General features: G+C 44.7%; 17 protein-coding genes. 3 read left to right on the forward strand and 14 right to left on the reverse strand.

The genetic code is table 11. The features are described from left to right. Nucleotides 1-94 precede the first annotated feature (94 nt). Entirely contained in the window at nucleotides 95-1612 is a 1518-nt protein-coding gene (locus ADIAL_RS07770) for a histidine kinase N-terminal 7TM domain-containing diguanylate cyclase (protein ID WP_081757759.1), read from the forward strand. Nucleotides 1613-1763: 151 nt separating this feature from the next. Here the strand turns inward: ADIAL_RS07770 and ADIAL_RS07775 are convergent, their stop codons facing one another. Together ADIAL_RS07775 and ADIAL_RS11130 are read right to left on the reverse strand one after the other, a co-directional pair. Beyond that, nucleotides 1764-2597 carry an exodeoxyribonuclease III gene (locus tag ADIAL_RS07775; RefSeq protein WP_034302207.1) on the reverse strand — a complete coding sequence of 278 codons (834 nt, stop codon included), beginning with the start codon at nucleotides 2595-2597 and terminating at the stop codon, nucleotides 1764-1766. A gap of 230 nt (nucleotides 2598-2827) precedes the next feature. Then, on the reverse strand, nucleotides 2828-3394 hold the full coding sequence (locus ADIAL_RS11130) for a methyltransferase family protein (RefSeq protein WP_051503813.1): 567 nt from the start codon (nucleotides 3392-3394) through the stop codon (nucleotides 2828-2830). A gap of 400 nt (nucleotides 3395-3794) precedes the next feature. On the opposite strand from ADIAL_RS11130, the gene ADIAL_RS11245 reads away from it, so the two are divergent. Continuing rightward, on the forward strand, nucleotides 3795-4136 hold the full coding sequence (locus ADIAL_RS11245) for a hypothetical protein (RefSeq protein WP_081757761.1): 342 nt from the start codon (nucleotides 3795-3797) through the stop codon (nucleotides 4134-4136). Between the two features lie 218 nt (nucleotides 4137-4354). Further along, complete coding sequence (locus ADIAL_RS07790; RefSeq protein ID WP_051503814.1) at nucleotides 4355-4798, forward strand: phosphatase PAP2 family protein; 444 nt, start codon at nucleotides 4355-4357, stop codon at nucleotides 4796-4798. A gap of 49 nt (nucleotides 4799-4847) precedes the next feature. Here the strand turns inward: ADIAL_RS07790 and ADIAL_RS07795 are convergent, their stop codons facing one another. The 12 genes from ADIAL_RS07795 to pcrA form a co-directional block, all read right to left on the reverse strand. Then, the gene (locus ADIAL_RS07795) at nucleotides 4848-5831 is read right to left on the reverse strand and encodes a sodium-dependent bicarbonate transport family permease (RefSeq protein WP_034302212.1); all 984 of its coding nucleotides are present in this window, start codon (nucleotides 5829-5831) and stop codon (nucleotides 4848-4850) included. A gap of 270 nt (nucleotides 5832-6101) precedes the next feature. Continuing rightward, the gene (locus ADIAL_RS07800; protein ID WP_269317774.1) at nucleotides 6102-6452 is read right to left on the reverse strand and encodes a DUF2294 domain-containing protein; all 351 of its coding nucleotides are present in this window, start codon (nucleotides 6450-6452) and stop codon (nucleotides 6102-6104) included. 758 nt (nucleotides 6453-7210) lie between these two features. Further along, nucleotides 7211-7624 (reverse strand): DUF5412 domain-containing protein, encoded by a 414-nt coding sequence (locus ADIAL_RS07805; protein ID WP_051503815.1) that lies wholly within the window; start codon nucleotides 7622-7624, stop codon nucleotides 7211-7213. Nucleotides 7625-8009: 385 nt separating this feature from the next. Continuing rightward, entirely contained in the window at nucleotides 8010-8429 is a 420-nt protein-coding gene (locus tag ADIAL_RS07810; protein ID WP_034302218.1) for a GNAT family N-acetyltransferase, read from the reverse strand. A 353-nt stretch (nucleotides 8430-8782) separates the two neighbouring features. Further along, nucleotides 8783-10171, reverse strand: a complete 1389-nt coding sequence (gene rlmD, locus ADIAL_RS07815; RefSeq protein ID WP_034302222.1) for a 23S rRNA (uracil(1939)-C(5))-methyltransferase RlmD — start codon at nucleotides 10169-10171, stop codon at nucleotides 8783-8785. Between the two features lie 294 nt (nucleotides 10172-10465). Next, nucleotides 10466-11473, reverse strand: coding sequence for a diacylglycerol kinase (locus ADIAL_RS07820; protein WP_034302225.1), 1008 nt, complete (start codon nucleotides 11471-11473; stop codon nucleotides 10466-10468). A gap of 20 nt (nucleotides 11474-11493) precedes the next feature. Beyond that, nucleotides 11494-12927 carry an Asp-tRNA(Asn)/Glu-tRNA(Gln) amidotransferase subunit GatB gene (gene gatB / locus ADIAL_RS07825; RefSeq protein WP_034302229.1) on the reverse strand — a complete coding sequence of 478 codons (1434 nt, stop codon included), beginning with the start codon at nucleotides 12925-12927 and terminating at the stop codon, nucleotides 11494-11496. Nucleotides 12928-12931: 4 nt separating this feature from the next. Beyond that, nucleotides 12932-14398: an Asp-tRNA(Asn)/Glu-tRNA(Gln) amidotransferase subunit GatA gene (gene gatA / locus ADIAL_RS07830; protein WP_034302232.1), complete on the reverse strand. Its 1467-nt coding sequence runs from the start codon at nucleotides 14396-14398 to the stop codon at nucleotides 12932-12934. After that, entirely contained in the window at nucleotides 14398-14703 is a 306-nt protein-coding gene (gene gatC, locus ADIAL_RS07835) for an Asp-tRNA(Asn)/Glu-tRNA(Gln) amidotransferase subunit GatC (RefSeq protein ID WP_034302234.1), read from the reverse strand. Before gatC ends, gatA begins: the two co-directional genes overlap by 1 nt. A gap of 30 nt (nucleotides 14704-14733) precedes the next feature. Beyond that, nucleotides 14734-15957 carry a CamS family sex pheromone protein gene (locus tag ADIAL_RS07840; RefSeq protein WP_155849204.1) on the reverse strand — a complete coding sequence of 408 codons (1224 nt, stop codon included), beginning with the start codon at nucleotides 15955-15957 and terminating at the stop codon, nucleotides 14734-14736. A 25-nt stretch (nucleotides 15958-15982) separates the two neighbouring features. Then, on the reverse strand, nucleotides 15983-18001 hold the full coding sequence (ligA, locus tag ADIAL_RS07845; protein WP_051503816.1) for an NAD-dependent DNA ligase LigA: 2019 nt from the start codon (nucleotides 17999-18001) through the stop codon (nucleotides 15983-15985). Nucleotides 18002-18021: 20 nt separating this feature from the next. Beyond that, on the reverse strand, nucleotides 18022-20235 hold the full coding sequence (gene pcrA, locus ADIAL_RS07850) for a DNA helicase PcrA (RefSeq protein ID WP_034302289.1): 2214 nt from the start codon (nucleotides 20233-20235) through the stop codon (nucleotides 18022-18024). Nucleotides 20236-20380: the final 145 nt, after the last annotated feature.

A 20380-nucleotide genomic window follows, 5' to 3' on the forward strand; every position in this document is an offset into this window, starting at 1 on the left:
CAATATAAGTAAATTCCCATATTTTAAAAATTGAGTCAAGTAATCCCGATATTACCCGACGGGCTTGCTTCACCTTGGAGACGAGGAATTATTTATGATGATACATATGCTCAGTGCCTACCTATTTTTTGCTGTTTTAATGACTCTCTTTTTCTGCTCCTATGTGATGATGCGTTCCAATATCTCTTACATGAAATATTTCTTCTGGTTCTGCCTGGGCCTCAGTATTTATCTGCTTGGCTACATGATGGAACTGCACAGTATTGAGCTGGCAGATATGATTTTCTGGAATCAGATCCAATACATTGCGATCCCTTTTATTCCAACCTTATGGCTACTGGTCTCTACGTCCTATCTGCAGCGAGATCGTTACCTAAACAGAACTCAACTCATTGTTCTGCTGCTTGTCCCCGTTCTGACAGCTCTGATCCGTCTGACCAACACCTGGCACCAGTTATTTTATTCTTCGATGGAAATAATGGCCTATCCAGCAGGACGCTTTCTGTCATTAGGCAAAGGTCCATGGTATTACATCCATACCCTTCACAGCAGTCTGGTCACTGGTTTGATCCTGACTTTACTTATTAAGGATTTTAAGAAAGGACACAAGGAAAATAACCGACGCAATCTGCTGCTGCTTATTGCTCTTGTGGTTCCATACGCCGGTATGACAATGATCCTGTCTGGCACCTGGATATCTGCTCTTGACTATACTGCCCTGGTCCTTCCACTTTCTTTGATTTTGATCATGATTTCTATTTATACCTACGACTTTCTGGAAGTCAAAAGCCTGGCTCGGGCACGTATTTTTGAAGAAGGAGCTGATGCGATGCTCGTTTTAGATTTGTCCAATAATGTCCTTGATTATAACCTCCAGGCCGTCAGCCTCTTCCAAAAGCTGGACATTGATCTCACTGGTTCTAGCCTGAAGAATCTTTTGCTTAAGCGTGCTTCTCTGCAGGAAAAAATAGCCAGTAATGTAGTCGAAACCTTTATGACTCCTGACCAGCGGATATATGAAATAATGACCTGGCCCATGAATAACCGCAATGAGCGTCCATTAGCCTATATCAAAATCATTTCCGACATTACCGAACGTAAAAAGATGATGCTTCAGCTTCAGCAAATGGCCCGGATCGATGAGCTTAGCCAGCTCTATAACCGGCGTTACTTCATGGAACTATTCGAAGAATCCTACAAGTTGTCAGAAGAAAAGTCCGAACCGCTGATCTTGCTGATGCTTGACTTGGACCGATTTAAACTGATCAATGATACTTGGGGGCACGGAGGAGGAGATCTGGTCATTAGAAAATTCAGCCGCCTGCTTAAAGAGCACTTTCCAGAAGCGCCTATTGGACGCTTAGGGGGCGAAGAATTTGCGGTACTGCTGAATAAAAGTTTAACTGTTGAAACATTTAACACAGTGGAACAATTTAGGATAGCTTTTGAAAATCAAACACTTTTTTACAATGAGCTGCCTATTCGAGCCACCACCAGTATTGGTATATGTGAGAAAACTGATGCGGTTTCAAGCCCCGGAGCCATGCTTCTGGATGCCGATAAAAAGCTGTACAAAGCAAAACTAGAAGGCAGAAATCAAGTGGTATGCTAGCTTTTCTTTGCTCACCCATTTTTTCTCCAGCGAAACCGCAAAGATTTTTCCTTTATGATACCCATAAAAGCGGCAGTGAGTTAACTCACTAGTTAACTCACTGCCGCTTTTATTATAGTTTTATCTTTTTTTAACCGATTGGCAATCAGATTTAAACGCCCATTTCAATCTCTAGTACTAAAGGCGTATGATCCTGACGGTCTCCCGAATCAATCATAGCCGAACGACTGACCTTGTCAGCGAGCCGTTCACTTACCAGCCAGTAGTCGATTCTCCAGCCGGAATTGTTGATCTTGCTTGTTTTAGCCCGTTGGTTCCACCAAGAATACTGGCCAGTGATGTCTCCGTGAAGGTGACGGAAGGTATCTATAAAGCCTCGGGAAAGAAGATGAGTAAAGCCTACTCGCTCTTCATCTGTAAAGCCGGCTGAGCGGCGATTGCGGTCAGGATGAGCCAGGTCTATTTCTTTATGTGCTACATTGAAATCTCCCGTGGCTAGCACAGGCTTTTTGCTGTCCAGCTCTGTGAGATAAGCAGCATACTTCTCATCCCATTTCTGGCGTTCATTCAGACGAACAAGATTAGATCCTGAGTTTGGCGTATAGACCTGAGTCACATAAAACTGTTCGAACTCCAGAGTAATAATCCGACCTTCTGCATCCATCGTATCCGGCGCTCCTATCTTTGGAAAATCGGCTGATGGCTGAAGGTCCTTTTTATAGAGAAACATAGTTCCCGCATAGCTTTTTCTAGCTGGTTCTTCTGACACGTTCCATACATAGTCATAACCAGGAAACAATGTTTCTAGAATAGCCTTGTGTTTCTTTGACGGTCCAGTCCTAGGCAGTTTAGTTTCCTGAATGGCCAAGATATCCGGGTCTTCTTCAATAATCGTCTGTATGACTTCTCTTGACATCAAAGCTCTTGCAGAGTCGCTGGTCAGTGTTGCATTTAGTGAATCGATATTCCATGTAATAAGTTTCACTGTTATTCCCCTTTTTCGCTGATAGTTTTCACGTGTTCTATTTTACCACAAAGAAACTACTCCTTTAAGCAGTGTACTCAGCAGCCTCATCTGGTTATCTTCAAAGTAAAATATCCTTATCAACTATAGATAACTACGGATAGTAAAAATAAGCGCCCCGTTTATCCAAGAGATAAACAGAACGCTGGCATCCACAGACCTACTTCGCTAGTTTTGCACTGTACAAAAAGTCAGTAAAGAAAAGGGATGACTTTTTTTGTTTCTTTTTGATACTCTTTGTACCTTTCCCCAAAAGAAGCAATCAGTATTTTTTCTTCTGTATGGATACGGTACAAAAATGCTGCTGCCGGGAGTAAAAAAGCCGACAAGGAAGCTACTGGATGAGAGTAAACAACTGCTACTCCCAAAAAGGAGACTAGTTCACCTGTATAGGAAGGGTGCCTGACTAGACCGTAGAGTCCATCACACTTCAAATCCGTTCCTTCCGGTACACCTACATTAACTGAAAATGAAATACCTAGCTGCCGTATAGCTGTAAATCTCAGGCCAACCCCAAGCAAAACCAACAGAACTCCAAAGTATCTGAACCAGTTAAATGAAGCCTGGAAAGCGGCTTCCGCTGTCGGATCAAGAAACACCGGCCCCATTACCCCAAAAATAATAAGGGTGAGAATGATCAGCTTACTTTTGTTTTCCTTATTGGCTTTACTTGTTCCTTTATTCAGTCCAAAGAAGACAAAAGTCTCCATCAGAACCCAGATCCCGACACTTACTGTAAATAATACATGTCCATCCACTCAATTACATCCTTTCCCCTTAAATATGATTATCTTGATTCTTCAATCCAGCCTTTACTGCACAAGCCGGGTATCTAATATATCGCTTTACAGGCACTTTTAAAAAAAATAACACGTTAGTCCTTTATTCAGCTTATGTTAAGTATAACCGACTTACTGGTCTTTGAGAAGGCATAATCAGCTTAACAAAAGAACCGCTTGAGTCCTATGCTTACTTAAAGTGCTGCATAACCAGAGTCGTCGAGTTATTAATTGTTTTTCCGCTGCCTTTTTTTATGTATATGACTTTAAACTTTACAATTTAATGAGAGTGTTCTAATATAAAGATAAGGCATACTCTTTTAGTGTCTGCCTTTACTGACTTATACTTGTCTGCCAACATTCAAAGGAGAGGATTAAAATGACTGAACCATGTACAAAACACGGTAAGCATAGTCATCAGCACAGTCTGGACTGCGGACATACAAAAATCAAGCACCATGACCACATCGATTATGTACACGATGGCCATCTCCACCATGCTCATGAAGGACACTGGGATGAATGTAAAATCGAAGTCAGTGACAAGAATCCAGACAGCTGCCAGCCAATGACGTGCGGCTGCAAACATGATGAGGACTGCGGGCACGAAGTTGTCCCCCACGGTGACCACTATGATTATGTCGTGAATGGGCGCCTCCATCACGTCCACGGAGACCACTGTGACGATCATGGTCCAGTAGAGCTTGTAGAAGTCACCTGAATGATCACATTTTAGAACAATGACTCAGCACATGACCGGTAATGAACTTACCCGGTTCATGTGCTTTTTTATGCACAGTGAACCAGCATGATCGCTTGTAGTTCAGCTGGACTATGGCTGAAAACCTTACTTACTAACTATCCTTTATAAAAGCGGTTATATCAGGTGTTCTCATATGATATGATAAATAAAAAACAGATTAAGGATGACGTCGTCTCATGCAAGCTAAACGTATCATACAACTCAATAAATGGATTACCTATTTTGTCTATACAATCTATCCGTTCGTTCTTGTCAGCTTGTCCTCACTCGGTGATCCTAGGATCTGGAGAGTCCTGCTCGCTCCCGCTTTGTCTTTTATGCTGGTCACCCTGATTCGCAAATGGATCAACGCTCCTCGTCCGTACGAAGTAGAGGGATTTGTACCCGCAATCCCAAAGGAAACAAGGGGTCAGTCTTTCCCCAGCCGTCATGTTTTCTCTGTATTTGTGATTGCATCCACCCTTTATAATGTGTACCGTCCACTGGGCCTTCTACTAATGCTGATGGGCGCACTACTGGCTTTTTTACGTGTGATTGGGGGTGTACACTACCCCCGGGACGTGATTGCCGGAGCGCTCATTGGCCTATTGTCTGGCTTTTTAGGTTTTTACCTTTTTTGACAGCCAAACCAAACAGCCTCTTTCTTCATAGACCGAACTGCTTTTCACTTTATCCAATCAGCATAGCCCACTGATAGTAAAGAGGGATGCCCAGCAGGATATTGAAAGGAAAAATGATGCCTAAAGCAATTGCTAATGCCAAGGATGGATTGGCTTTGGGGAAGGTATCTTTCATTACCGCTGGTGCCGTAATCACAGAGGCCCCACTGGCCAGAGCAGCCAGTACTGTCGATCCTCCAGGACCTAATCCGACCATCATCGCCACGGTGAGAGCTATGCCGGCATGCAGTGGCGGTAGGACAAGCGCCAGGAAAAAGGTGACCGGTTTGATTTGATTTATTTCATGCAGTCTCGATCCAGTCAAGATGCCTATATCAAGCATAAACAAGGTGAATATGCCACTAAACAGGTTGTTGTAAAAAGGTAGAAGAGCTTCTGTCGTTTCAGCTCCTGACAGTAGCCCAATCATGAAACTTCCCATGATTAAAAGCGTTGACCGGCCTGTTAATGAAGTCTTTAAAATAGTACTGATTTTGTGTTCATTGTCTCCCTCTTTTACAGTTTCTTTTTTTAGTCCAATGTGACCCAAAGTAATCGCTGTAAGCAGCGCCGCTGTATCCATAAAGGGATACAGCGCAGGTACAAACTCTTCAAAGTGAGCGCCAGTTTGCTGGAGAAAAACAAGACTCGCTGTAATGGTCACGCTACTACAGGCGCCGTAATGTCCAGCTATGGACCCAGCATTGGAGGAATCTAGACCCGTTTTGGTCATGGCAAAGTAAGCTACGCACGTGACTACCACTCCAATCGCTACAGCCGCTATGATATATATAAACAAATTCCCTATTCCCTTTTCACTGACTGCTATTCCCCCTCTTAAGCCAATGGATAATAGGATGTACATCGTGATGCCTGAACTGAGTGAATCTGGTATGCGTAAATCAGATTTAACGGCTGCCGCTAGAATTCCCAGTATAAAGAACAATACAGCCGGTGATGACAGATTACTGAGTGTTGTGTGTAGTGCATTCATATTTGTTCTCCTTTAATTGGCATAAAGTCCCCTGACACTGCTTACATAGGGCACTGACTTTTTTATTTTCCTCGTTGCCTTTTATTCATTAGTTTCCATAGAGACTTAGATTTTACAAAAAACAAAAACCGACCATTTTTAACTGGAATAAGATCGGCACTCTTTACCTGTGCCTGTTACTCCTCAAGTCAAAAATAGTCGGTTTAACTTCAACTGTCCTTATATCTTAACGATAAAATGGACCTTTTCCGTTCTCCCAATTCATTTACTTTATTTAATTATCAGTTTGCTTTCTAAATCAGCCGCCAGCTTAAACAGCATGATTCTCTCACCGCTTCTAGTACTGATATCGGTATGAAAAGACAAAACTTTCTCACCCGTTAAATTCACTATGATTTCATCCAGTTGGTCCCTGCCCGCTTCAACCAGATCTGCACGGATTTTTTTTATGGATACTAAACCTTCTGGTGTTTGCGACAATGTATATTCTGCTGGCGTCAGGATACCCTGCAGAACAACAATGACCATATCTCTCAATATATCGGTCTTGACCAGCACAGAACCTCTGCCTAGAAATTCTTTTTCCCATTGCGTCAATGCTTTACTGATTTCGGCTTCCAACTGATTTTTTCTGATGGGTCTCTCCTCCAGTTACCTCTCGTCTCCCTGTCTGTAAAGCAATTGATTGTGTCATTAAATAAGATATATCATCAGTTTATTTGTATGTTCACCCGGACAATCAGCTGATTATCCTCATGCTCATACCCACTCATTTATTGCACTATCACACTTGTATAGCACCAAAATTATATAATATAAATAAAAGACCTGTCAATATCTTTTGAGCTGTGTAACTGGAACATTACCCTGTTTAAAAGAACATCACTACGGCCATGGCAGTATAAAATGCCGAAGCCCCTCGCTTAAAACTGTTTTCTGGCGTGGCTCCCTGTGCAGTCAGCGATGCTAGATCGTTCACTGTATTGGGCGTCTTCTATCAGCTGCTCCTGACTCCCGCTTAGCGCCTTGTTCATACTATTAAACAGACCCCGTCTTTCAGTCCCCCTGACATTCAAGATAATAGCCATTCAATCGACTATCTGTACAGGGATTAATCGGATAAGTATTGCTCTGGTAAAATACTTCACTGTTACAATCATTCAACAGCTGCCAGTTGTCTTGTCTGCATCAGCCCTTTCCATTTTAGGCTGTTTGTCTGTCATTTTGATATGATGTAGCAGCCTTTCTATGATGGTTTTATCCTACAAACGGAGCTGCTGCTCTTTAGGTAAAGCAGTAGAACCGAATTATACACTCCAGACAGCAAAACAACATCTTTGATATGAGGGGATGATATGAGTCCTATACCATTCAACTAATCATATGGATAGTTGACCCTTTTGACGAACGCTATTTTGGTGGGGTAAACGACTATCTTTTCTCCTATAATCATAGATTTCCTTATTTACATTTAACTTTATACCATTTATGACTATAGTGTCCTCATTCAGCCATTCCATTTCTGCTTCTTCACAGCGATCTTGCCAATAAATATTTTTTATCTGTCCGTCCTCATTATTCTCCAGAGTACCCAGAACTGCATAACTTGTAGTCGCACCACCATTATTTAAATAGGCGGTGACAGTATATGTTCCATTGGGTGAAGATAACTCCGTAAGGTACTCGTCCCCGTTGATTCTTTGAATATCAAAAAATGCCCAGCTGATTACGTATGCCAAGATACCTGCTATAACCGCAATAGTACTAAATATGGTTATAAGACGCTTTTTCATCAGGCAGCTCTCCCCTTTAACTGTCTATTCAAATTACACATTGTCTGATACCTATTATTATTCTGTTGTGCTTAATCATTCAGCTGGTCCCTAGCCTCTAGCTCTACTGCTCGAAGATCACATTGTTCACTTCTATTTTTTAAAGCTTAAAACACGCAGTCCGCCAAAATAATGAAGCTCGGCAATTTTTACCTTACTCACTCATTTCGTTCAAACAAAGCAACACACTACATATGATATACTTAAGCTATTTCACACTTATAGAAAATATAACTATAATCAAGTGTATATACAGATATTTAGCCTTCTTATCAAGTAGACATATTGGCTTTTGATTAGGTTATTTTGTATAAAAACATTGCATACAACAATTTATCTAATCATCCTACAATGCTTTACTCAAAAATAATTCCATAGGTTGTTCAAATCCTGGTATATCCACAGTCATTCCACCACAATCCTTATATCCAATTTTTCTAAAAAAATGCTGTGCGCTCTCATCCACTTGGGTTGATGTCATCAGCATACCATAGCCTTTTTCTTTCATATCATTTTCCCAATGCTCCATCAATTGCTTCCCATATCCCATATTTTGAAAATTCCAACCCACAAATAGCATAGTGCAAAACGGAGTATTGTCCCAAAACAAATTAAATCTTAAAAGCCCTTTAGGATTGTCATTGTCCAACAAAACATAACCTTGCTTGTCTCTCACTTTTTTTTGAAATTCATTTTGTGATAAATGCGAATCAAAGCTGTACCAAAAATCTATATCATTATCCTCTACATATCTTATTTGTATCATCTTTCTATTCCTCCTTAGTGCCAAAAACAATACAATCATTTTTTATAAACAGTCTTCAAAACTTTTTTTCTTCGAATTATACTTTTTTCTTTCCGTTGCAACAAATATATCGTAAATTGATTGGTCTATATATCACTAATCTCATTGATTTTCCTTTATAATAATAAATCTTAAACTCAATAATAAATACTTAGTTTTACATATTCAACCTAGTTAACTATCCTATCAACTCAACCCTAGTGTTAACTGGAGTGTAAACATGTTCCCTAATTAAACTCTTACTTATTAATCGCTAAATATGTTCTAGACAAAATTATTTAAGTCCCTATATTCCAAGGTGTTTTAACACGTCCCTATTTCATCATCGACATCAATACAACACACTCCACATGATAAGTCTGAGGGAACATATCCACCGGTTGGACAGCTTCGACTGTATAGCCGCCCTCTGTCAGCAGCTTCAAATCTCTGGCAAGAGTTGCCGGATTACAGCTGACATAGACCATTTTTTCAGGTTTCATAGTCAGGACCGATTCAATAAATTCAGGTGCCAGTCCTTTTCTTGGCGGGTCAACGACGATGACGTCCGCCTGCAGCTGTGCTTCAGCCCATTCGGTTATGATTTCTTCAGCCGGTCCGACTTTAAATTCTACGTTGGATACGGAGTTGTTTAAAGCATTGAGTCTGGCATTTTCAATAGCCGGCTCGATGATTTCAAGGCCGTAGACTTTTTCAGCCTTTTGAGCCAGAGCTAACGTAAGCGTCCCGATCCCGCAGTACGCATCAATGACGGTCTCTTGACCCGTCAGTCCCGCATAGTCCACCGCTGTTCTGTACAATTGTTCAGTCTGCACCGAATTCACTTGATAGAAAGACTGATGTCCAATCGAAAAGGTAAAGCCCATCAGCTGATCTTTATAGTTGTCCTCGCCCCAAAGGATGCGTGATTCGCTGCCCAGAATGACATTGGTTTTTTCAGGATTAATATTCTGGATTAGACTGACTAGCTCGGGCAGGGCTTTTTTAATGGCTGTGACTATCTCCTCTTCCCGGTGAAAATCATGGTTGGTCGTGACTAGTACAACCATCAGCTCTTTGCTGGAGTGGCCGCGTCTGACAATGATGTGCCTCAGCCAGCCGGTATGGGCTTTTTCATTGTAAGGCTTGACATGAAACTGGCGCATGATATCCCGTATACGTACTATCGCTTGGTCTATTTCAGGGTCCTGGATCTGGAAGTCCTCAATAGGGAGCACATCATGGCTGTTTTTACGGAAAAAACCAGTCGTCAGTCTGCCGTCAATTTTTCGGACTGGTACTTGGGCCTTATTCCGGTAGCCTAGGGGTGAGTCCATACCGATCACTTCATTGACTTTAATGCCTTCGAGCTTGCCGATTTTCTGCAGGACGGTTTCGACCTGTTTTTTCTTGAAAGCCAGCTGTGCCGGATAGGACAAGTGCTGAAGCGGCATTGTCCCGGTCTGAGCATATACTTTGTCCACTACTTCTACTCTATCCGGACTTTTTTCAATCACTTTGATCAGCTTTCCGAAAGCAAAAGTCTTTTTGGTTTTAACAATCTTGAACTCAACGGTCTCACCTATCAGTGCCCCTTCGATAAAGACGGGGTAGTAATCTATTTTTGCCACACCGGCCCCTTCATGTGTCAGATCGACAATCTCGGCCTTTAGCACCTCATTTTTACTTACCGGTGCCTTCTTATGTGTTTTATTTTTAGCCATGGTCATTCTCCTTCTGTCTGTCATTCATTTCAAGTATACATCCTGGTTAGGATAGTTGAAAAGCTAAAGGGGCAATTCCCTTCGAATATTTTATACTGCTTATACCGCAATGCCTGTCTTTTCTTCTGCCTTGGTATCAGGATGCAAGCATGGCCACAAAGAAAGACGCCGGGACAGCGCCCAGGCGTCTTCTTATCCAATCGATTGTATCTGGACTTCTAAGGAAAATCCACACAATGCAGCTTACTATGAAAGGGCCCTATAAAAAGGGCCGTTTATGCTGACAGCTGATTTTCAGTCGTCTTCCATGTGAGTGACCCCTTCGATAAACTCACTTTCTTTTTCTATCGTGACAGCATCCCGACTGTCAACGGTCAGATGCATGCGGGCCAGATCCACCACAATATCCAGATGCTGCTGGAACATCTCAAATTCTGCTGGAGCATTCCCTCCGTATTCTCCGTCAATATTGATCATCAGCGGGTCACTGTTCAGGGTTTCCGCTCTTACTTTTGAGGTTTTTGTATAAAGAATTTTTGGATGACTGACATGCCGGCCGTCATTCAGCAGCATGGTAATCAGCCTTAGGATTTCAGCAATATTTGTCGTTTTGACAATGATAAGCGTAAATTTGCCATCCCCAATCTTTTTGTCCGGAGCAATCTTTTCAAAGCCCCCAACAGAATTGGTCAGAGCCACAAACATCATGGACGCCGCTCCCTCATACACGCCTTCATCATAGGTGATGCGAACCGGGACCTTGCCGACTTGAGGAAGGAGCTCGGCACCCTTGACAAAGTATGCCAAAGCCCCAAAGGCAGATTTCATATTAGGGGGCACCTCATAGGTAACTTCAGTTAAAGAACCGGCAGCCCCAATATTCATGAAGTAGCGTTCCTGTGAGGAGGTCCTAACCTTCCCTATGTCCATACGGACAAACTGATGGGTATCGATCAGTTCGGCTGCCTTTACAAAGTCATTGCGGGGAATTTTGAGTGCCCGGGCAAAGTCGTTGGTCGTGCCTGCCGGAATGATTGCTAGCTTGGGCCGGCTGTTATGCGGAGCAATACCGTTGATCACTTCGTTGATCGTCCCGTCTCCTCCGGCTGCAACAATTAGGTCAAAGCCGGCTATTGTACAGCGGTTGGCTTCAATCTGAGCACTCAAGGGATCGGGAGTCGTGCAGAAGGCACTGGTCTCATAGCCGGCTTGCTCATAAACGTTCAGGATATCAGGAATGGCACGCTTCAGCGTCTCTCTTCCCGATGTCGGATTGTAAATCACTCTGGCGCGTCGTTTCACAGGCTCCCTCTCCCTTAGTTTTATCTCTTATCCAGTTCTTCTTTAAGCAGTTTGTTGACCATGCCCGGATTGGCTTGTCCTCTGGTCTGTTTCATGACCTGGCCGACTAAGAAGCCCATAGCCCGGTCTTTACCGTTTTTATAATCTTCAATCGACTGTTCATTTTTATCCAGAGTATCTGAAATAATCGGCAGCAGCTTGGATGGATCACTCAGCTGGACCCAGCCTTTATCTTCTACAAGGGCCTTAACATCGTCACTGCCATTTTCGACCAGTTCTCTAAAGACCTTTTTGGCGATTTTCGATGAAATCGTGCCGTCAGCGATCAGATTGATCATCTCAGCAAGAGCCTTCGGTGTCATTGCTGTATCATGAAGTTCGACCTGTTCACTGTTCAGGTAAGCGGACACTTCGCCCATCAGCCAATTGGATGCCTGTTTGGGATCGGCCTCATGCCTGACGGTTTCTTCAAAGAAGTCAGACATTTCTACAGTAGCTGTCAGAACGACCGCATCGTATTCCGGTAGCTTATACGCATCTACATAACGGGCTACTCTTTCTTTCGGCATTTGAGGCAGAGAAGCTTTCACATCACTAATCCACTCGTCACTGATGACAAGATTCGGAATGTCCGGTTCCGGGAAGTAGCGGTAGTCACTGGAGCCTTCTTTTGTGCGCATCAAAATCGTGTTCCCTGTCGCCTCATCATACCGGCGGGTCTCCTGCTGAAGGGCACCACCTGCATTCAGTACTTTCTCCTGGCGGCTGATTTCATACTCTAGCCCTTTCTTCACATAAGAGAAAGAGTTTAGATTCTTGATTTCAGCTTTCGTTCCAAACGCTTCCTGGCCAAATGGGCGCAGCGAAATGTTGGCATCACAACGCATGGAGCCTTCCTGCATTTTAACGTCGGAAACTTTAGTGAACTGAATCAGCTGCTTAATGGTATCCAGATAAGCCTGCGCTTCTTCTGGCGAGCGTATGTCAGCTTCGGATACGATCTCGATCAGGGGCGTTCCTTGACGGTTCAGGTCTACGTAGGAAGAACCATGTTCGCCATGCATGTTCTTTCCGGCATCCTCTTCCAAGTGAACCCGTTCAATGCGGATTCTTTTGGTCTGACCGTTCACTTCGATATCGATATAGCCATCATAGCCAATCGGCTGATCGAATTGAGAAATCTGATAAGCTTTCGGATTGTCTGGATAGAAATAGTTTTTACGGTCAAATTTTGTATGACTGGCAATCTTACAGTTCAGTGCTAGCGCTGCCTTCATGCCGAATTCAATAGCCGTCTTGTTCACGACCGGTAGGACACCAGGATGTCCCCAGTCAATCACATTGGTGTTTGTGTTCGGTTCCGCCCCGAAGTGAGCCGGGGACGGTGAAAACATTTTGGATTCTGTTTTAAGCTCGACGTGTACTTCGAGTCCGATAACGGGTTCTAGATTCATGTTTTTATTCCCCTCCCTTAAATGCTGGCTTCTGCTTGTGGTGATCGGTCGCCTGTTCAAAGGCGTAAGCCACACGGTAAAGCATCTGCTCGTCAAAATGATTCCCAATCAGCTGCATACCGACAGGCATGTCGTTGGAGAAACCGCAGGGAATAGACAGTGACGGTACACCCGCTAGGTTGACCGGTACAGTCAGGATATCTGACATATACATGGCCAGCGGATCATCGATTTTGCCGCCGATGTCGAAAGCAGTCGATGTCGTCGTTGGTGAAACCAGAACATCAACATCGGCAAAGACCGTGTCAAAATCCTTACGAATCAGCGTACGGGCCTGGGCGGCTTTCTTGAAGTGTGCATCGTAAAAACCGGAGCTGAGTGAAAATGTTCCTAGCATGATGCGGCGTTTGACTTCCAGCCCAAAGCCTTCCGAGCGGGACTTCACGTAAATATCTTCCAATGAATGGGTGTCTTCTGCACGGTAGCCGTAACGGATCCCGTCAAAGCGCTGCAGGTTACTGGACGCTTCCGAAGAAGCAATAATATAGTAAGCTGGTATACCGTAGCGGGAATGCGGCAGACTGACGTCCACGATTTCCGCGCCCATCTCTTCGTATACTTTTAACGCGGCTCTGACTGATTCAATGACTCCCGTTTCCTTGGCGTCTTCGTTGAAGTATTCTTTAGGCACACCGATACGAAGGCCTTTGACGCCCTGGTCGATTTGCTCTGTAAAATCAGGAGTTTCTCCCTCAAAGGATGTAGAATCTTTAGGATCGTGTCCGCTAATAGCATTCAAAACGAGCGCATTGTCCTTGACTGTTCGGGTAAAGGGGCCGATTTGATCCAGAGAGGATCCAAACGCGATTAAGCCGTAACGGGATACACGGCCATAAGTAGGCTTCATGCCGACCAGACCGGTAAAGGCTGCCGGCTCACGGACAGAGCCCCCCGTATCGGATCCAAGAGAAACAGGAACCTGTCCTGCAGCAACTGCTGCGGCAGACCCCCCTGAGGATCCGCCCGGAACTTTGCTGAGGTCCCAAGGGTTACGGGTCAGCTTGAAGGCCGAGTTTTCCGTAGACCCGCCCATGGCGAACTCGTCCATGTTCAATTTACCGACAGAAATCATCCCTGCTTCTCTAAGCTTTTCAGTCGCTGTCGCATCATAGACCGGCACAAAATCTTCCAGCATTTTTGAAGAAGCCGTTGTTGTGACGCCTTTTGTCAGGATATTATCTTTGATTCCCACAGGGATTCCGCTTAACACATTATGCGGGTCGATCCCTTTCTCGTCGGTCTCTCTCGCAGCTTTTAGGGCCTCTTCTTTGTTCAGAGCAAGAAATGCTCCGACTTGTTCGTCTGTTGCATCAATGCGTGCATAGGCCGCTTCGACCAGTTCAACGGCCGTCACTTCCTTTTTGACAAGCTGCTCATGCAGCTCTTCTAGTGTATAGTCCATAAAATCCATCAGGCTTCACTCCCCCCATTTTCAAACATTTCTGGTACTTCGATGAAGCCGTCTTTGCGGGTCTTCACATTTTTAAACAGCTCTTCCCTGTCTGTTCCTTTTTCAGCCTTGTCTTCGCGCCAGACATTATGCTGCTGCAGGCCATGATACGTGCCTTCGATCCCTTCTGTATCTAGTCCTTCCAGCTGTTCAACCATTTCAATGATGGAATCCATTTCTTTGGTGAACGCGTGGACCGACTCCTCTTCGATTTCAAGTTTGGCTAGCTTGGCTACCTGCCTCACTGTCTCTTCATTTATAGCCATTTCAATCATCCCTTCTCTCAATGCTTTAAATTAATTGAATATATAAACTTCAAATTCATCCTGATCGGCATCCTTATAAAGGAAAGATTCCATACCATTCAGTGATTCTACCCGGATTTCAACCGGCACATCCTGCGGCAGGAAGTTAGTGGCTGCCTCATTAATGAATTGCGTAAAAGCAATGATTTCCCCCTTACCGTAAAACTGGGTCATCATGTTGATCTGCAGATCGACGAGCTGTTCTTCTATATAGTGTGCCGTACCCGTTACCCCACTGATATTAGGGAAAAAGCCTTCCACTTCCGAACGGAAATTGGCAAAGCTATTCCCTTCAGCGCTTTGCATGCCCTCCAGCGGGAAAACAACGCGGCGCTCATTAATCCGTCTCCAGCTGCTGGCTGATGTATTTCCATTTTCACTAATAGCCTGAGCAATGTAAGTACCCGGTGCCAGGTTGTCCTGTCTGGACTGCTCGAATAAGCCGATCATGATTGGCACCTCTTCGAGTCCTTCCATCTCACGCATCTGTGAAATGATTTCATTACTCATACGCTGTCCTTCTTCCAGCAGCTCCTCTGTAGAAACAGTCTGTTCTAGCTCTCCCTGTGGACCGAAGTAGTCTACAGAGTTCATGGCCAACCCAATACTGACACCTGAAAGTTCCAAACCGTTCTCTGTCTGAACATAAAAGTTATGTTCCAGAATCGAGCTCAGGTAGATTGGGTTTCGCTCGGACGGGTCCATGGATTCGTTGTCTACAGGATTCAGACCCAAATCGACACTTTCTTCTTCCTCTCCTGTTTCTTCCGAACCTTCATTCTCCTCGTCGACTTCTGTTTCCTCTTCTACAGGCTGCTGACGTCTCAACCAAGCGCTAATGGTCTCTGAAGGAATAAACTGCCCTTCCTGAAAAAAATGATCTTCCGTGGAAAAAAAGCTTTGGGACAGACGCATCAAGTCACTTTCAAATGTACGCATGTTTACCCCGGAATTCAGCCGCCGTGTAATCCCTCGGGACAGGCTTGGAGAATAGGTTCCGTCCTCATTGATGACCGGCCTGAAGTAACCGGAATCCGCCTGAACTTCAACTATCGAAGCTTCCTCATCTGGTTCATCACCAGTTTCTCCATCCTCTATCTGTTCCAGTTCTTCTTGGGCAGGCTGATCAGGATCTACAGGATCTGGGAACAGCCCGCACGCTGTGAGAAACAAGACATGGGTCATCAAACTACCCCATAAAAATTTCCTTTTCACTTGCTGCCACACTCATTTCTATTCATTATTCAATCTCCTCTAATACTTTTGCCTCATCGATCACGGTGATACCCAGCTCGCGAGCTTTCGCCAGTTTACTGCCGGCGTCCTCTCCAGCGATCAGATAATCCGTATTTTTAGACACACTGCCAGTCACTTTGGCTCCCATGTCGTTCAGCTTGTTCTTCAATTCTGTTCGCTTGAAATGACTCAGCTTCCCAGTGATCACGACTGTTTTATCTGTAAAGTAAGTATCGGCTGCAGCCTGTTCTTCTTTTTTCTTTCCTGTATAAAGCATATTCACTTGGGCCTGATTGAGTTTGTCGAGTAATTCCTCTACTTCTTCCAAATCAAAGAAAGAACGGATACTCTCGGCAATGGTGTCTCCAATGCCGTCGATTTCTATAATTTCCTCAACCGAAGCCTGCTTTAGTGTCTCCATCGATTCGAACTCTTCCGCTAGCAAACGGGCCGCCTTGGCTCCCACATGACGGATACCGAGTCCAAACAGCAGACGTTCCAGTGAATTCTTTCGTGATTTGTTGATGGCAGACAACATGTTGTCTGCCGATTTATCCCCTATTTTCTCCAGTTTTAGTAAAGGATCTTTTGTCAGATAATAAAGGTCGGCGACATCTCGTATCAGCTGGTTCTCGTACAACTGGCTGACTACTCGTTCACCTAGGCCATCAATATTCATAGCATTACGGGATACGAAGTGACTTAGGCGCTCCTTCGCCTGAGCGCTGCATTTAGGATTCATGCACCTCAGCGCGACTTCTTCTTCTAAATGCGTCAGCTCACTGCCACAGGCTGGACAGTTTTCAGGGAAGACATACGCTTCACTCTCTCCGCTGCGCATTTCTTTATCCACTCTGACCACTTCCGGAATGATGTCCCCTGCTTTTCTGACTAGAGCCGTATCTCCCAAGCGGATATCCTTTTCAATCATCAAGTCGATATTATGCAGACTGGCGCGTCTGACTGTCGTTCCAGCCAGCTGTACCGGGTCCATAATGGCAGTCGGCGTGACGACCCCAGTCCGGCCAACCGACCACTCAATTGAGCGGATAACCGTTCGAGCTTCTTCTGCTGGAAATTTGTAAGCAATCGCCCACTTGGGCGCTTTGACGGTATAACCCGCCTGCTCCTGCTTGGACAACTCATTGACCTTGATTACAATTCCGTCGATTTCGTAAGGCAGCTCCGTTCTTTTTTGCTGATAGTCTTCAACAAATGACCAAACTTCTTCAATGGAATCATAGACTTGCCTTTCAGAGTTGGTTCGCAGCCCGATGTCATCAAGTAACTTCAAAGCTTCATCCTGAGTACTGGCAGGCCGATCGGCCACATTTGCCAAGGCGTAAAGAAAAATATTCAGATTTCTTGATGCGGTCACCTGCGGATCCAAATTACGGATAGTCCCGGCTGCTGCGTTTCGCGGGTTGGCAAATACAGCCTCTCCTCTTTCTTCCCTCTGTTCATTCAGTTTCAAAAAAGAGGTTTTTGGCATATAAATCTCTCCACGAGCTTCCAGGGTCAGAGGCTTTTTCAGCTTGAGTGGAATCGATCTGATCGTTTTTACATTGGCCGTAACATTCTCGCCGACTGTTCCGTCACCGCGGGTGACAGCATAGACAAGTCTGCCTTTTTCATACTTGAGTGAGACCGCTAAGCCGTCAATCTTCAGTTCACAGTGATAGCTGTACTCTCCATCTACCAGCTGGGAAACCCGGCGGTCAAACTCAGCCAGGTCTTCTCTGGAAAATGCATTGTCCAGACTGAGCATAGGGGTGTCATGCGAAACTTTCTCGAAGCCTTCTAGAAGTGCACCGCCGATTCTTTGGGTCGGAGAATGATTCTGTATCAGCTGAGGATAGGCCTCCTCCAGCTCGACCAGTTCCTTGTACAGGCGGTCATATTCTTCATCCGGTATGGTTGGCTTATCCAGTACATAATATTGGTGGCTGTAGTCGTCCAGCAGGTGGACTAGTTCGTCCACCCGAATACTGGCCTGTTCAAAAGGCAATTCGCTGGGGCTCACATTTACTCACTCTTTCTATATTAGGATTTTTCAATCGGGGCAAAACTGGCTAATAGCGGCTTGATCCCTATACCGGGAAAAGCGATGTCCAGTTGCAGATCATCCCCTTCACCACTGATCTTCACAACGGTCCCTACACCCCAGACTTTGTGCTGGGCTTTGTCTCCGACTGACCAGTCCAGTTTTTCTGCTCCGCTATTTCCCGTTGCATGCGCAGACAGCTTCGGTGGACGTTTCTTTTTCGCCGTTTTAGAAAACGGATCGTTGGCGCTGCTGCCGAACCCTTTATACATGCCTCCTGAAAACGGACGAAGACTGTTGGACTCTTGTCGCTCCAGCACATCTTCATCGATCTCGTCCAGAAAACGCGATGCCCGGTTTGACTGCATCTTTCCATATAGTGTGCGGGTAGAAGCGTTCGTTACAAATAGCTTCTTTTCTGCACGTGTGATCCCGACATAGGCCAGACGGCGTTCCTCTTCCATTTCGTCCTCATCCAGTTCAGCTCTAGACAATGGGAACAACCCTTCTTCCATTCCAATCAGAAATACAATCGGAAATTCCAGACCTTTTGCCGCATGCAAGGTCATTAGGGTAAGTTCACTGGTCGGTTCTTCTTCAATCTGATCCAGATCCGAGATCAGGGAAAGATCTGTTAGGAAGTTGATCAGACTTTTATCTTCCTGCTTTGATTCATCGTACTGCTGCGTCACAGATAAAAGTTCCTGTATGTTTTCGATCCGTGTCTCCGCTTCCAGTGTTCGTTCACTTTTCAGCGTCGGCAAATAGTCAGATTTATCCAGCACTTCTTCCGTTAGTTCAGTGACCGGCAGAAATTCAGCCATTTTACGAAAATCCTGGATCATCAAGGCAAAGCTCTCGACTTTTTTGGCTGCCCTGGCAGACAAGTTGATGCTGCTTGCATTCAAAGCTGCTTCATAAAGACTCCAGCCCATTTCTTCAGCTGCCGAAGCTAGCTTTTCAACTGTTGATGCACCAATCCCACGTTTGGGTTCATTCACGACTCGAGCAAAGCTCAGATTGTCTTTTGGGTTTGCAATCAGTGTAAGGTAAGCCAAAGTATCTTTGATTTCTTTACGGTCATAGAACTTATGCCCCCCCACCATTTTGTAAGGGATGTTGGTCTTGATCAAGGTTTCTTCCATCACACGGGACTGGGCATTGGTACGGTACAGAACCGCAAAATCGCCATACTGTAGTGACCGGTCGGCTTCCATTTCTTTTTGAATCTGCTGAACAGCAAAACGCGATTCCTCATGCTCATTGCCCGCACGGTAATAGACGATCTTGTCTCCACCGTTGTTGTCGGTCCACAAACTTTTTTCTTTTCGGTTTGTGTTATTGGCAATCACCGCATTGGCTGCTTTCAGTATCGTCTCTGTAGACCGGTAATTCTGCTCGAGAAAGACCACTTTGGCATCGGAATAATCCCGCTCAAAGTTCATGATATTTTCCATGTCTGCACCGCGCCAGCCATAAATACTCTGATCTGCGTCTCCAACAACGCAGATATTACGCAGCCGGTCAGCAAGCAACTTAACCAGCTTGTATTGGGCATGATTGGTATCCTGATACTCATCTACGTGAATATACTGAAATTTACTTTGGTAGTAGTGAAGAATATCTTCGTGTTCTTCAAAAAGGCGGACAGTCAGCATGATTAAGTCGTCAAAGTCAACTGTTTCCGACTGTCTCAGTTCTCTCTGGTAGTGGGTGTAGCAATCAGAAACAATCTTACCAAAGTAATCGTGCGCTTCTTGTGCAAAAGCCACTTCACTCTGCAGTTTGTTTTTGGCATTACTGATTTCTCCCAAGATTGCCCGAGGATTATATTTTTTAGGATCGATATCCAGACGCTTTAAGATTTTTTTCATCAGCGTCAGCTGTTCAGCAGGATCCGCAATCGTAAAGGAAGAGCTGTAGCCGATGCGGTCGATCTCTCTTCTCAGTATGCGCACGCACATGGAGTGAAAGGTCGACACCCAGACGTCACTGCCCCCGTCTTCAATCAGCCTGGCTACCCGGCTTTTCATTTCTGATGCAGCTTTGTTAGTAAAGGTGATCGCTAGAATATTCCAGGGGTTTACTTCCTTTTCCTGTATCAGGTAAGAAATTCTATGTGTCAGTACTCTCGTTTTGCCTGAACCGGCTCCTGCCATAATCAGCAGCGGGCCTTCCGTTTGCTTGACGGCCTCTTTCTGTCTGGGGTTCATTCCCGTTAATATATCGTCTCGCAGCACCTTTAATTACATCCTTTCCAGTCTTCATACATTGTACCATTATACAGAAAATGCCCTTATCTTTCCACAACTGCCTGACAGAGTTACCAGATTCATCATGTCCTGTTCACATGTGTTT

Source organism: Alkalibacterium sp. AK22 (assembly GCF_000585255.1).
In the GTDB taxonomy this organism is placed as follows: Bacteria; Bacillota; Bacilli; order Lactobacillales; family Carnobacteriaceae_A; genus Alkalibacterium.

Coding starts and splice junctions, on each gene's coding strand:
- ADIAL_RS07770 (WP_081757759.1), top strand. CDS start 95: ATGATGATACATATGCTCAGTGCCTACCTATTTTTTGCTGTTTTAATG.
- ADIAL_RS11245 (WP_081757761.1), top strand. CDS start 3,795: ATGACTGAACCATGTACAAAACACGGTAAGCATAGTCATCAGCACAGT.
- ADIAL_RS07790 (WP_051503814.1), top strand. CDS start 4,355: ATGCAAGCTAAACGTATCATACAACTCAATAAATGGATTACCTATTTT.
- ADIAL_RS07795 (WP_034302212.1), bottom strand. CDS start 5,831: ATGAATGCACTACACACAACACTCAGTAATCTGTCATCACCGGCTGTA.
- ADIAL_RS07805 (WP_051503815.1), bottom strand. CDS start 7,624: ATGAAAAAGCGTCTTATAACCATATTTAGTACTATTGCGGTTATAGCA.
- ADIAL_RS07810 (WP_034302218.1), bottom strand. CDS start 8,429: ATGATACAAATAAGATATGTAGAGGATAATGATATAGATTTTTGGTAC.
- rlmD (WP_034302222.1), bottom strand. CDS start 10,171: ATGGCTAAAAATAAAACACATAAGAAGGCACCGGTAAGTAAAAATGAG.
- gatB (WP_034302229.1), bottom strand. CDS start 12,927: ATGAATCTAGAACCCGTTATCGGACTCGAAGTACACGTCGAGCTTAAA.
- gatA (WP_034302232.1), bottom strand. CDS start 14,398: ATGGATTTTATGGACTATACACTAGAAGAGCTGCATGAGCAGCTTGTC.
- gatC (WP_034302234.1), bottom strand. CDS start 14,703: ATGGCTATAAATGAAGAGACAGTGAGGCAGGTAGCCAAGCTAGCCAAA.
- pcrA (WP_034302289.1), bottom strand. CDS start 20,235: ATGAACCCCAGACAGAAAGAGGCCGTCAAGCAAACGGAAGGCCCGCTG.